12 protein-coding genes and 1 pseudogene are annotated in these 13,088 nt (G+C 73.5%); 1 reads left to right on the top strand and 12 read right to left on the bottom strand.

Annotation, left to right across the window (positions count from 1 at the left end; genetic code table 11):
• Positions 1-15: 15 nt before the first annotated feature.
• The 4 genes and pseudogenes from OG286_RS31645 to def form a co-directional block, all read right to left on the bottom strand.
• Positions 16-132 (bottom strand): annotated as a pseudogene (locus OG286_RS31645) (MerR family transcriptional regulator); the annotation flags it as partial.
• Positions 133-270: 138 nt separating this feature from the next.
• Positions 271-1,716: an RsmB/NOP family class I SAM-dependent RNA methyltransferase gene (locus tag OG286_RS31640; RefSeq protein WP_396321631.1), complete on the bottom strand. Its 1,446-nt coding sequence runs from the start codon at positions 1,714-1,716 to the stop codon at positions 271-273.
• Between the two features lie 192 nt (positions 1,717-1,908).
• On the bottom strand, positions 1,909-2,853 hold the full coding sequence (fmt, locus tag OG286_RS31635) for a methionyl-tRNA formyltransferase (protein ID WP_396321632.1): 945 nt from the start codon (positions 2,851-2,853) through the stop codon (positions 1,909-1,911).
• Between the two features lie 71 nt (positions 2,854-2,924).
• Positions 2,925-3,470: a peptide deformylase gene (gene def / locus OG286_RS31630; protein ID WP_396321633.1), complete on the bottom strand. Its 546-nt coding sequence runs from the start codon at positions 3,468-3,470 to the stop codon at positions 2,925-2,927.
• A gap of 252 nt (positions 3,471-3,722) precedes the next feature.
• Between def and OG286_RS31625 the strand changes: the two genes are divergently transcribed.
• Positions 3,723-4,337: a hypothetical protein gene (locus OG286_RS31625; RefSeq protein ID WP_405359240.1), complete on the top strand. Its 615-nt coding sequence runs from the start codon at positions 3,723-3,725 to the stop codon at positions 4,335-4,337.
• A gap of 43 nt (positions 4,338-4,380) precedes the next feature.
• On the opposite strand, the gene OG286_RS31620 is transcribed toward OG286_RS31625, so the two are convergent.
• The 8 genes from OG286_RS31620 to OG286_RS31585 form a co-directional block, all read right to left on the bottom strand.
• Positions 4,381-6,468: a primosomal protein N' gene (locus OG286_RS31620; RefSeq protein ID WP_396321635.1), complete on the bottom strand. Its 2,088-nt coding sequence runs from the start codon at positions 6,466-6,468 to the stop codon at positions 4,381-4,383.
• Between the two features lie 116 nt (positions 6,469-6,584).
• Positions 6,585-7,808, bottom strand: coding sequence for a methionine adenosyltransferase (metK, locus tag OG286_RS31615; RefSeq protein ID WP_396321636.1), 1,224 nt, complete (start codon positions 7,806-7,808; stop codon positions 6,585-6,587).
• Between the two features lie 151 nt (positions 7,809-7,959).
• The gene (gene coaBC / locus OG286_RS31610; protein WP_396321637.1) at positions 7,960-9,195 is read right to left on the bottom strand and encodes a bifunctional phosphopantothenoylcysteine decarboxylase/phosphopantothenate--cysteine ligase CoaBC; all 1,236 of its coding nucleotides are present in this window, start codon (positions 9,193-9,195) and stop codon (positions 7,960-7,962) included.
• Between the two features lie 178 nt (positions 9,196-9,373).
• Positions 9,374-9,640, bottom strand: coding sequence for a DNA-directed RNA polymerase subunit omega (rpoZ, locus tag OG286_RS31605; protein ID WP_030240625.1), 267 nt, complete (start codon positions 9,638-9,640; stop codon positions 9,374-9,376).
• Between the two features lie 37 nt (positions 9,641-9,677).
• Complete coding sequence (gene gmk / locus OG286_RS31600; protein ID WP_396321638.1) at positions 9,678-10,235, bottom strand: guanylate kinase; 558 nt, start codon at positions 10,233-10,235, stop codon at positions 9,678-9,680.
• 49 nt (positions 10,236-10,284) lie between these two features.
• Complete coding sequence (mihF, locus tag OG286_RS31595) at positions 10,285-10,611, bottom strand: integration host factor, actinobacterial type (RefSeq protein ID WP_030056187.1); 327 nt, start codon at positions 10,609-10,611, stop codon at positions 10,285-10,287.
• A 438-nt stretch (positions 10,612-11,049) separates the two neighbouring features.
• Positions 11,050-11,883: an orotidine-5'-phosphate decarboxylase gene (pyrF, locus tag OG286_RS31590; protein ID WP_396321639.1), complete on the bottom strand. Its 834-nt coding sequence runs from the start codon at positions 11,881-11,883 to the stop codon at positions 11,050-11,052.
• Positions 11,884-11,923: 40 nt separating this feature from the next.
• Positions 11,924-13,036, bottom strand: a complete 1,113-nt coding sequence (locus tag OG286_RS31585; RefSeq protein ID WP_396321640.1) for a quinone-dependent dihydroorotate dehydrogenase — start codon at positions 13,034-13,036, stop codon at positions 11,924-11,926.
• Positions 13,037-13,088: the final 52 nt, after the last annotated feature.

Here is a 13,088-nt window from a genome sequence, read left to right as displayed (position 1 = left end):
GGCCTGCGGAGAGTCCGGTTCGACCCCGGCCGGCACCACCAGACCCTGGTCGGAGTAGAACCGGACGGTCTTCACCGTGAGCGCCGTCCGCCGCGCCAGATCACCGATCGAACAGAGCGTGTCGCCGTTCATGCCCCCACCCTCGCGCCTCCCCCTACGGGAGATGCAAGCCCGCCACCCCGACCGGGGCACCGCCCAAAGGCGAGGGCGCCGAGCACCGGTCGCCACGCGACCGGCCCTCGGCGCCCCTGACGCCCCCGCCCCGAACGGCTACGCGGTCCGCCGCAGCAGCGCCAGGTACATCGCGTCCGTCCCGTGCAGGTGCGGCCAGAGCTGCACGTCCGGCCCCTCGCCCAGCGACGGGACGCCCGGCAGCAGCGGGCGCGCGTCGATCCACTCGACCCGGCCGCCCTGCTCGCGCAGCACGTCGTCCACGACCGCGCGCGTCTCCGCGAGGTGCGGCGAGCAGGTCGCGTAGCCGACGACGCCGCCGACGCGGGTGGCCTCGATGGCCGAGCGCAGCAGGTCCCGCTGGAGCGGGCCGACGGCGGCGACGTCCTGCGGGCGGCGGCGCCAGCGGGCCTCCGGGCGGCGGCGCAGCGCGCCGAGGCCGGAGCAGGGGACGTCCACCAGGACCCGGTCGAAGCCGCCGGACTTCCACGCCGGCCGGGTGCCGTCGGCGGCGATCACGGTGTACGGGCCGGGGTTGCCTTCGAGTGCGCGGGCGACCAGCCGGGCGCGGTGCGGCTGCCTCTCGCTGGCGACCAGCGCGGCGCCCCGCTCGGCGGCCAGTGCGCCGAGCAGCGCGGCCTTGCCGCCGGGGCCGGCGCAGCCGTCCAGCCAGAGCCGGTCGGGTCCGTCGAGCGGTGCCGCGGCGAGTGCGAGCGCGACCAGCTGGCTGCCCTCGTCCTGGACGCCGGCCCGGTTCTGCTGCACGGCCTCCACCGAGCCCGGGTCGCCGCCTTCGGCGAGCCGCAGCGCGTACGGGGACCAGCGGCCGGGCTCGGCCTCGGGGAGGGCGTCGGCGAGTTCGCCGACGGTGGCCCGGCCGGGGCGGGCCACGAGGGTGACCTCGGGCCGTTCGTTGTCGGCGCGCAGCAGCTCCTCCACGGCGGCGCGCCCGGAGGCGTCGGGCTGCCAGCGGCCGAGCGAGTCCCAGAGGGCGGCGACGACCCAGCGGGGGTGGGAGTGGACGACGGCGAGGTGGTCCTCGGCGTCCTGGTCGTACGGCGGGGCGACCTGCCCGATCCAGGTGTCGAGGTCGTGGGCGCTGATCCGGCGCAGCACGGCGTTGACGAACTTGGCCTTGCCGTCGCCGAGGACCACCCGGGCCAGTTCGACGGTGGCCGAGACCGCCGCGTGGCTGGGGATGCGGGTGGTGAGGAGCTGGTGCGCGCCGAGCGAGAGCACGTCGAGCACCGGCGGGTCGACCTTGCTGAGCGGGCGGTCGATGCAGGCGGCGATGACCGCGTCGTAGGTGCCCTGCAGGCGCAGGGTGCCGTAGACGAGTTCGGTGGCGAGGGCGGCGTCGCGCCGGTCCATGCCCTTCTGCTCGGCCTCGCGGAGCAGGGAGGGCAGGATCAGGTTGGCGTAGGCGTCGCGCTCGTCGACGGCGCGCAGGGCGCGGAAGGCGACGATCCGGGCCGGGTCCTTCTTGGGACGGCGGTGCGGGCGGGGCGCGCGGCCGGCGCCGGGGGTGCTGCTGGGCGTGCTCATGTGGTGTGCCTCAAAGTGCTGCGGTGGTTATCGAGGTGCTGCGGTCGTCATCGACGTGCTGCGGTGGCTATCGACGTGCTGCTCGTCGACGACGTGCTGCGGTGGTCATGGAAGTACTGCGATCGTCATCGAACGAACAGTAACGCCAAACCCGGGCCCCGGCCCACCGGGCCGGTGGGCTCACGGGCAGGATCACTCCTCGCCGGTACCGAACCGCTCCCCGGACTCGATCCGCGCGCCCCGTGCCCAGTCCGCGGCCCGCATCGCCTTCTTGCCCTGCGGCCGCACCTCGCCCAGCTCCACCTCGTGGCTGCCGGTGCCGACCCGGACGCTGTTCTTGCCGACGGCCAGCTCCCCGGGTGCGAGCGCCGACGAGTCCGTCACCAGCTTGACGGGGCCGGTGACCTTGAGCCGCTCGCCGCGGAACGTGGTCCAGGCGCCGGGGGCGGGGGCGCAGCCTCGCACCACCCGGTCGACGCGGAGCGCGGGGTGGGTCCAGTCGATCCGGGCATCGTCGACGGTGATCTTCGGCGCGAGCGTGATGCCCTCGGCGGGCTGCGGGACGGCGTGCAGGCTGCCGTCGGCGATGCCGTCCATGGTGGCGGTGAGCAGGTGGGCGCCGGAGCGGGCGAGCCGGTCGAGCAGTTCACCGCTGGTGTCGGTGGCGCGGATCTCCTCGGTGAGGACGCCGAAGACCGGGCCGGAGTCCAGGCCCTGTTCGATCAGGAAGGTCGACGCGCCGGTGACCTCGTCGCCGGCCAGCACCGCGTGCTGGACGGGGGCGGCGCCGCGCCAGGCGGGGAGCAGCGAGAAGTGCAGGTTGACCCAGCCGTGCTTGGGGATCTCCAGCGTGCCGGGGCGCAGCAGCGCGCCGTAGGCGACCACCGGGCAGCAATCGGGGGCGAGTTCGGTGAGGCGGGCGACGAACTCCGGGTCGCTGGGCTTCGCCGGCTTGAGGACCTCGATCCCGGCCTCCTCGGCGCGCTGGGCGACGGGGCTGGCGACCAGCTTGCGGCCGCGTCCGGCGGGGGCGTCGGGGCGGGTGACCACCGCGACGACCTCGTGCCGGTCGGAGGCGAGCAGGGCGTCCAGGGCGGGAACGGCGACCTCGGGGGTGCCGGCGAACACGAGGCGCATCAAGTGCCTTTCTGGTGGCGGGAGTTCAAACAGTCAGAACTGAAGGAAAGCGGCTGGGGCCCGGCCGGGCGTCAGCGCGCCGACCCGAAGGTGCTGTGCGGCGAGACCTTGACGACGGGCGCGGGGGCGCCGCCCCAGTCGGTCTCGCGGATCGCCTTCAACGCGGCCTTGCGCTGCTCGCGGTCGAGGCGGTCGATGAAGATGATGCCGTCGAGGTGGTCGGTCTCGTGCTGGATGCAGCGGGCGAGCAGTCGGGTGCCCTCGACGGTGACCGGGTCGCCGTACATGTCGAAGCCCTTGGCGACGACGCCGTACGCGCGCTTGGTGTCGTAGCGCAGGCCCGGCAGTGAGAGGCAGCCCTCGGGGCCGTCCTGCTCCTCCTCGGTGAGCGACAGGTCGGGGTTGATCAGGTGCCCGGTGACACCGTCCACGTGGTAGGTGAACACCCGCAGGGAGATGCCGAGTTGAGGCGCGGCCAAGCCGGCGCCGGGGGCGTCGAGCATGGTGTCGGTCAGGTCCCGGACGAGGGTGCGCAGCTCCTTGTCGAAGGTGATCACCGGCTGCGCGGTGGCCCGGAGGACGGGGTCTCCGAAGATGCGGATCGGCTGGATCGCCACGGGCTACGGGCTCCTGTCCGTCGGGAGGTCGGGGCCGGCGGGCTGCTGAAGTTGGGCCGGCCACCGGCCAGTCTATGCAATCCCACCCGTCCTCCTCCGGCCGCGCCCGGGCATCTGGCATATCCCGACTCGCCGGGCTGCGTGACCCCGGCCCCCGGTCGGGCGTTGGTCAAGTGAGATTGACCAGGGCCGGAACGCGCGGGACACCGCGTTCCGGCCGAGCTGAACCGTACGGAAGGTGGCACGTAGGCCATGGCCGAGCAGATCAATCACGACGCCCGGGCGCGGGCGAGCCTGCACCTGCTGGTGCGGGACATCGAGCGGGTGAGGCGGCAGGTCGACGCTCTGCGGACGCTCACCGCCCAGTTGGGCAACGTCTACCGTCCGCGCCGCCCCAGCACCTCTGCGGGGTTCGTGGTGTACGGACGGGCGCCGGCGCCGACGGTACGTCTCGCGCAGGAGCTGCGCGAGAGCGTGGAGACGCTGGTGGCGGCGGCGGTCGAGTTCGACCGGGCGCTGGGCTTCTCCTGGGACTCGGTGGGCTCGGCCCTCGGGGTCACCAAGCAGGCGGTGCACCGGCGGTACGGGATGCGCCGGCCGACCAGCGAGCTGCTGGCGGCCGGCGGGGTGCCGGCCTCCGGCGTGCCGAGCCCGAGCCGCCCGGACCGCTCCGAGGAGCTGCCGGCCGCCGCGCCCGCCCCGACCGGGCTGGCCGCGACCGTCCCGGCGGCCCGCCAGGGCGGCCTGGACCGCGCCGCACTGGACCGCTCCACCCACGAGCACTCCCCCCACGACCGCGGCAGCCACGACCGCGGCGGCCTGGACCGCAGCAGCCTCGACCGCACCGGCGTCCCCCTACGCGGCTGAGCGGCAGCACGCCCCGGGTGGGGGACGGGCATCCCGCCGTCCCTCACCCGATGTCGGTCGGATCGATCCGCACCTTCACCGCCTCCGGCGTCCGAAGCGCGATCCGCGCGATCTGCGCCGCCTTGAGCGCCGCCGCCAGCGCCGCGCCCTGCCCGGGCGGCACCCTCAGCAGCGCCCGCTCCTGCTCCTCCCCCCGCAGCGCCGGCGCCGGCACCGGACCGAGCACATCGGCCTCCGACGGCAGCCGGATCAGCCCGAGGAGGTCCGCGACCGCCGCCGGGCTGCCGGCCACCGACGCCATCCGCGACACCGGCGGGAAGTGCAGCTGCGCCCGTTCGTCCAGCTCCAGCCCGGCGTGGCCGAGCGGGTCCCAGCGGACCAGCGCCTGCACCGGCCGCGCGGTCGGCTCGGCGACGACGACCACCGTGCCGCCCTCCGTCGAGGGCTTGACCAGGGCGGCGGCGGCCAGCCAGAGCCGCAGCGTCTCCTCCCCGGCCCGCAGGTCGGGGCGGCTGAGCAGGGCCCATCCGTCCAGCAGCAGCGCGGCCGCGTACCCGCCGCCCTCCACCACCGGCTCGGCGCCCGGGGTGGAGATCACCAGCGCAGGCTCGTCGGGGACGGTCGCCAGCACGGCGTCCCGTCCGGAGGTCCGCACCGGGACGCGCGGGAACGCCTTGCCCAGCTCCTCCGCCGTCCGCCGCGCGCCGACCACCTGGGCCCGCAGCCGGAACGAGCCGCACTCCTGGCAGTGCCAGTCGTTCTCCGGCTCCCCGCACCACGCGCAGCGCAGCGGCGCATCGGCGGAGGACGCCTCCAACGGCCCCTCGCACCGCCGGCACCGGGCGGGCGTCCGGCAGCGGCCGCAGGCCAGCCGGGGGACGTAGCCCCGCCGGGGCACCTGGATCAGCACCGGCCCGCCGCCCGCCAGCGCCTCCCGGGCGACTTCCCAGGCCACCGAGGGCAGCCGGGCGGCCTGGGCGGCGGCGTCCCGGTGCTGGTCCAGGTCGGTGACGGTACGGACCCGCGGCGCCACCTGCCGGACGGTCTCCCGGTCGGCGGCCAGCGGCCGGGCCCACCCGGTGCGGACCAGCTGCGCGCCCTCGACCGTCACGGCGTGCCCGCCGAGCAGTACGCCCGCGCCCTCCTCGGCGGCGCGCAGCAGCGCCACCTCGCGCACGTGCGGATGCGGGGCGCGCGGGTCGCTGTGGCTGCCGTCGCCGTCGGACCAGACGACCACCAGCCCGAGGTCACGCACCGGCGCGAACATCGCGGCGCGGGTGCCGACGGCGGCGTGCACCGAGCCCCGGCTGACCAGCAGCCATCGCCGGTACCGCTCCTGGGGGCCGAGGTCGGCGGCCAGAGTGGCGTGCATGCCCTCGCCCAGCAGTTCGGTCAGCGCCTGGTCCACCCGGGCCACCGAGCGGCCCTCCGGCAGCACGACCAGCGCGCCGCGTCCGCTCGCCAGGGTGGCGGCGACGGCCCGGGCGATCTCGTACGGCCAGCCGGGGCCGGGCAGCGCCGTCCAGACCGCGCGCGGCGAGCCGCCGCCGGCCAGCGAGGCGAGGAAGTCCGGTCCGGCGGGGTACCGCGACCAGCCGCCCGGGCCCGGAGCGGCGGGCCGCGGCCGGGGGGCCGGCGAGGGCTCGGCCTCGGCCTTGGCGTGCCGGGGAGGCACGGCGAGCTGGAGGACGTCGGCCAGGGTGCCGGCGTACCGGTCCGCGACGGTCCGGCAGAGCCGCAGCAGGTGCGGGGTGAGCACCGGCTCGGGCGAGAGCACCTGGGCGAGCGGCGCCAGCGGGCCGGCGAAGTCGCTCTTCTCCAGCCGGGCGACGATGAACCCGTCGTGCAGCTCCCCGCCCTCGCGCTGGCCCTTCACCACCCGGGCCCCGAACCGCACCCGGACCCGGACCCCGGGGAGCGCCTCCTCCGCCATCGCGGCGGGCACCTCGTAGTCGAAGAACTTGTCGATGGTCAGCACGCCCTTGTCGACCACCACCCGGGCGACCGGCAGGTGCTCGGCCCGCTTGGCGCCACGCCACGTCCGGGGCTTGGCCCGGCGGACCGTCTCGCGGATGAACGCCAGCTGCTCCGGGCCCCCGCCCTCGTCGTCACTCCCCTGCGCGCTGCTCATCGCTCCCAGTACTACCAGGTCACACCGACAGAACCCCAACAACCCCCGCCCAACGCCGCAGGCGGCGGCTCCCCGATACCCGGGGGGCCGCCGCCTGCGGTGAGCCGATCAGATGATCAGTCCTGCACAGCCTTCTTCAGCTGCTCGACCCGGTCGGTCCGCTCCCAGGTGAAGTCCGCCAGCTCACGGCCGAAGTGGCCGTACGCGGCGGTCTGGGCGTAGATGGGCCGCAGCAGGTCGAGGTCGCGGATGATCGCGGCCGGGCGGAGGTCGAACACCTCGGTCACGGCCTTCTGGATCGCCAGCACCGAAACGGTCTCGGTGCCGAAGGTCTCCACGAACAGGCCGACGGGCTCGGCCTTGCCGATCGCGTACGCGACCTGCACCTCGGCGCGGCGGGCGAGGCCGGCGGCGACGATGTTCTTCGCCACCCAGCGCATCGCGTACGCGGCCGAGCGGTCCACCTTGGACGGGTCCTTGCCCGAGAAGGCGCCACCGCCGTGACGGGCCATGCCGCCGTAGGTGTCGATGATGATCTTGCGGCCGGTCAGGCCGGCGTCGCCCATCGGGCCGCCGATCTCGAAGCGGCCGGTCGGGTTGACCAGGAGGCGGTAGCCGTCGGTCACCAGCTTGATGCCCTGCTCGGCGAGCGCCTTCAGCTCCGGCTCGACGACGAACTCGCGGATGTCCGGGGTCAGCAGCGAGTCCAGGTCGATGTCACTGGCGTGCTGCGAGGACACGACCACGGTGTCCAGGCGGACGGCCTTGTCGCCGTCGTACTCGATGGTGACCTGGGTCTTGCCGTCCGGGCGCAGGTACGGGATCGTCCCGTTCTTGCGCACCTCGGACAGGCGGCGCGACAGGCGGTGCGCCAGGGTGATCGGCAGCGGCATCAGCTCCGGCGTCTCGTCCGAGGCGTAGCCGAACATCAGGCCCTGGTCACCGGCGCCCTGCTTGTCCAGGTCGTCTGCGTCGTCCCCCTGGGCGGAGCCCTCGACCCGGGCCTCGTACGCCGTGTCGACACCCTGTGCGATGTCGGGCGACTGGGCACCGATGGACACCGACACGCCGCAGGAGGCGCCGTCGAAGCCCTTCTTCGAGCTGTCGTAGCCGATCTCCAGGATCTTGTCCCGGACGAGCTGCGCGATCGGCGCGTACGCCTTGGTCGTCACCTCGCCGGCAACGTGCACCTGGCCGGTGGTGATCAGCGTCTCCACGGCGACCCGCGAGGTCGGGTCCTCCCGCAGCAGAGCGTCGAGGATGGTGTCGCTGATCTGGTCAGCGATCTTGTCGGGGTGTCCCTCGGTCACGGACTCCGAGGTGAACAGGCGGCGAGACACAGCGCTCCCTGGGGTTGCAGCGGCTGCTGACTGAAGGCCCCCGGCGAACCGGGGACATCCGGAAAGACTTGATTCCTGGAGTGTAACGGTCAGCTACCGGCACGCGTCACTCCAATCCGAAATTTTGAGATCGGACGATCACCGGTCGGGATCAGTCGGCGATCGTTTCCAGCCGCTCGGCGACCAGGTCCCAGACCACGTCGGCGAGCGCCTCCTTGGGGCCCACCGGCACCGCCGTCTCACTGCCGTCCGAACCCAGGACAACGGCCTCGTTGACGTCCTGACCGAAGGCCTTTCCGTTGCCCACCTCGTTGACGACCAGCAGGTCACAGCCCTTGCGGGCGAGCTTGGCCCGGCCGTTGGCGAGCACGTCGTCGGTCTCCGCCGCGAAACCCACGACCAGTTGAGCCGAACGGGGCCGGTGGGCGGAGATCTCGGCCAGGATGTCCGGGTTCCGCACCAGTGCGACCGGCGCCGGCTCGACCCCCTCGACCTTCTTGATCTTGCCGGTGGCGTACTCGGCCGGCCGGAAGTCGGCGACCGCCGCGGCCATCACCACGGCGTCCGCGTCGGCCGCCGCCTTCAGCGCGGCGTCCCGCAGCTCCAGCGCGGTCGAGACGTGCACCACATCGACGCCGGCCGGGTCGGGCAGCTCGGCGTTGGCCGAGAGCAGCGTCACCCGCGCGCCGCGCGCGGCGGCGGTCACGGCCAGCGCGTAGCCCTGCTTGCCGGAGGAGCGGTTGCCGAGGAAGCGCACCGGGTCGAGCGGCTCCCGGGTGCCGCCGGCCGAGACCACCACGTGCCGGCCGGCCAGGTCGGAGCGGACGCCGCCGTGCCGCAGCACGGCCCGGCAGGCGTCGAAGATCGCGGACGGCTCGGGCAGCCGTCCCTTGCCGGTGTCCTTGCCGGTCAGCCGCCCGACGGCGGGCTCCAGCACGATCACGCCCCGGCGGCGCAGCGTGGCGACGTTCTCCCGGGTGGCCGGGTGCTCCCACATCTCGGTGTGCATCGCGGGCGCCAGCACCACCGGGCAGCGCGCGGTGAGCAGTGTGTTGGTGAGCAGGTCGTCGGCGAGCCCGTGGGCGGCCTTGGCCATCAGGTCCGCGGTGGCGGGGGCGACCACCACCAGGTCGGCGGTCTGCCCGATCCGCACGTGCGGCACCTCGTGGACGCGGTCCCAGGTCGCGGTGGCGGCCGGCCGGCCGGAGAGCGCGGCCCACGTGGCCTCGCCGACGAAGTGCAGCGCGGCCTCGGTGGGCACCACGGTGACCTGGTGACCGGACTCGGTGAACCGTCGCAGCAGCTCGCACGCCTTGTACGCGGCGATCCCGCCGCTGACGCCGAGGACGACGCGCGGGGCGTCCGTCCGGTCCGAAGTCGCGCTCATTCTCCCGGTCTCCTCCACCTCGGCGCCTTCCTCCACATCTGGAACGTGCTCACCCTACGGCCCCTCGGCGAGCACCCGCACAGTGCCCGTCCTGTGGCGGATCCCACAGCCCCCCGGAGCCCCCGGGAACGCCGAAGGGCCCGCCGGAACAAGTCCGACGGGCCCTTCGGGAGAAGGCTCAGGCCGCCTCGATCGCCTCGGCGGTCAGCATGCCTGCGTTGATCTCGCGCAGCGCGATCGACAGCGGCTTCTCGTGCACGTGGGTGTCGACCAGCGGGCCGACGTACTCCAGCAGGCCCTCACCGAGCTGCGAGTAGTACGCGTTGATCTGACGCGCGCGCTTGGCGGCGTAGATCACGAGGCTGTACTTGGAGTCGGTGGCCTCAAGCAGCTCGTCGATCGGCGGGTTGATGATGCCCTCGGGCGCGGTCATGGAAGAGGACACGCGAAAACCTTCCGAAAGGGTGGAAAAGACAGACAGGTCAGGCTACACCGAGCAAGGCTAGCAGTTCGGTCGCTACCTGCTCGACGGAGGTGTTGACAAGGGTCGTGTCGAACTCCGTCTCGGCGGCCAGCTCGACCTTGGCTGCCTCCAGCCGCTTCTCGATCACGTCCTGCGGCTCGGTGCCCCGGCCGGTGAGCCGGCGGACCAGCTCGTCCCAGCTCGGCGGAGCCAGGAAGACCAGCTGCGCCTCGGGCATCGACTCGCGCACCTGGCGGGCGCCCTGCAGATCGATCTCCAGCAGGACGGGCTCGCCGCGCTCCAGCTTCTCCAGCACCGCCGAACGCGGGGTGCCGTAGCGGTTTCCGGCGAAGACGGCCCACTCCAGCAGCTCGCCGTTGGCGATCAGCTTGTCGAACTCGTCGTTGTCGACGAAGTGGTACTGGACCCCGTTCTGCTCGCCCGGCCTCGGGTGGCGGGTCGTCGCCGACACCGAGAGCCAGACCTCGGGGTGCTGCTTCCTCATATGAGCGACGACCGTGCTCTTGCCGACCCCCGAAGGGCCGGAGAGCACGGTCAGCCGCGGACGCTCACTCATGCACCGATTATCCCGGATCGCGGACGATCCCGGGACCACGGGGGCACGGTCAGGCGGCACCGCCGCCGAACTCCCGCTCCAGGGAGGCGATCTGGTTCGTACCGAGGCCACGGACGCGACGGCTCTCACTGATGCCGAGGCGCTCCATGATCTGCTTGGCGCGGACCTTGCCGACGCCCGGAAGGGACTCCAGGAGAGCGGAGACCTTCATCTTGCCGATCACGTCGTTGTCGGCCTTGCCGGCCTTGATCACCTCGTGCAGAGAGGCGCCGGAGTGCTTGAGTCGGTTCTTGACCTCGGCGCGCTCCCGGCGAGCCTCGGCGGCCTTGGCGAGCGCGGCGGTGCGCTGTTCAGGGGTAAGGGGCGGAAGAGCCACGCCGTTCACCTCAGGGTGTGGAAGGAAGGGATTGAGCTATGACTGGTTTGGTTCCCAGGACACCGGCCGCAGAGGAACCTCACGGCTCTGACCTGCGAGAGCAACGGGAATCGCCGCTCTTCGATGACCTATCGCCGGACACTACCCGGATTGCGGCGCCACGTCAGGAAAAGAACACGAAAAGTCCTGGTCAGCCAAGGCCGACCAGGACTTTCCCGGGCAAAATGACCGCGATTGCGGACCTTTGGCGGTACCGATGTGACCGCGCTCACGTCAGGCCGTGAGACGCCGCACCACCCCGTCGCGCCACTGCGCAGGGTCATCGGACCGCTTCACCGCGTCCGCGCGGCTCGTCCCACCGCCCCGTCGCGGTCCGCCGCCCCGCCTCCGCGGACGCGCTTCACCGCCTCCGCGGGCTCACTTCACCGCCTCGCGGACTCACTTCACCGCGTCCGCGTACTCCTGGACGAAGCGGTCCGCCGCCTCCCGCAGGGCCGCCGTCGTCGGGCCGTGCTTCAGCACGTCCCGGCTGACGCTCGGCACCACGTTGCGCACCGAGGCGCCGAAGACGCGCGGCAGGTCCGCCATGGTGGCGCCCTGGGCGCCGATGCCGGGAGCCAGCAGCGGGCCGTTGATCGCCAGGTCCACGCCCGCGTCGGCCAGGGTCGCGCCGACCACCGCGCCGAAGGAGCCGAGCGGCTCGGCGCCGGCGTTCTCGGCGGCCAGCTGCCGCAGCACCGAGGCGGCCACCGTCTCGCCGCCGGCGCCGACCGCGCGCTGCACCTCGGCGCCCTCGGGGTTCGAGGTGAGCGCCAGCGCGAAGACGCCCGCGCCGTTGGCGGCGGCCAGGTCGAGCGCCGGGCGCAGCGAGCCGAAGCCGAGGTAGGGGCTCACGGTGACGGCGTCGGAGAAGAGCGGGCTGCCCGCGGCGAGGAAGGCCTCCGCGTAGGCGGCCATGGTGGAGCCGATGTCGCCGCGCTTGGCGTCCATCAGGACGAGGGCGCCGGCCGCGCGGGCCTCCTCGACGGACTTCTCCAGCACCGCGACGCCCTTGGAGCCGAAGCGCTCGAAGAAGGCGGCCTGCGGCTTGAGCACGGCCACCCGGTCGGCCAGGGCCTCGACGACGGTCCGGCTGAAGGTCTCCAGGCCTGCGACGGAGTCCTCCAGCCCCCAGGCGGCGAGCAGGGAGGCGTGCGGGTCGATGCCGACGCAGAGCTGGCCGCGGGTGTCGAGGGCCTGGCGCAGGCGGGCGCCGAAGGGGGCGAGGGTCATGACGTCCTTTCCGGAGGGGCGGGAGAGCGTGGGGGGGGGTTCAGGAGGCCTTGCGGGCGGGGACGGCGCTGCCGACGGCGGCGGCCAGGTTGCGGAAGCCGCCGGCCCGGACGCGGGCGGAGAGGCCCTTGTGGATGCCGCGGCACCAGAACGGGCCCTGGTAGATGAAGGCGCTGTAGCCCTGGACGAGGTCGGCGCCGTGGACGATGCGCTGCCAGGCGTCCTCGGCGGTCTCGATGCCGCCGACCGAGACCAGCGTCAGCCGGCCCTCGGTGCGGGCGCGCAGGCGCTGGAGCACCTCCAGCGCGCGCTCCTTGAGCGGGGCGCCGGACAGGCCGCCCATGCCGATCTCCTCGACCCGGGCGGCGGGGGTGCGCAGGCCCTCGCGGCCGATGGTGGTGTTGGTGGCGATGATGCCGTCCAGGCCCAGCTCCAGGGCGAGGTCGGCGACCGCGTCGACGTCCTCGTCGGCCAGGTCGGGGGCGATCTTGACCAGCAGCGGCACGTGGTGCGCGGTGGAGCGGTCGGCGGCCTCACGGACGGCCTCGAGCAGCGGCCCGAGGTGCGAGACGGCCTGGAGGTTGCGCAGCCCGGGGGTGTTCGGGGAGCTGACGTTGACCACCAGGTAGTCGGCGTACTTGGCGAGCCGCTCGGTGGACTTGACGTAGTCGCCGATCGCGTCGGCTTCCTCGACCACCTTGGTCTTGCCGATGTTGATGCCGACGACCGGGGTGGAGGTGGTGTGCGGGCGCCGGGCGAGGCGGGCGGCGACCCGGGCCGAGCCCTGGTTGTTGAAGCCCATCCGGTTGATCAGCGCGCGGTCCTCGACCAGGCGGAACAGCCGCGGGGCCGGGTTACCGGGCTGCGGCTCGCCGGTGATGGTGCCGATCTCGACGTAGTCGAAGCCGATCATCGACAGGCCGTCGATGCCGACGCCGTTCTTGTCGAAGCCGGCCGCGAGGCCGAACGGGCCGGGCAGGTCGAGGCCGAGGGCGGTGGTGCGCAGCGCCCGGTCGCGCGGGGCGAGCACCAGCTTGACCACGGTGCGCAGCCCGGGCACCGAGGCGGCCAGCCGGATCCAGAAGAAGGCGAGGTGGTGGGCCTTCTCCGGGTCCATCTTCTTGAACACGAGGTCGAACAGCAGCTTGTACAAAACAGGGCTCCCATCGGGGGCGGGCGCAGCCCGTCGGCAGGGTGGCGGTGGC

Source organism: Kitasatospora sp. NBC_00039, from assembly GCF_045160625.1.
GTDB lineage: Bacteria > Actinomycetota > Actinomycetes > Streptomycetales > Streptomycetaceae > Kitasatospora.
Note: the sequence above shows the minus strand (reverse complement) of the source record. Positions and strands in the feature narration are given on the sequence as shown.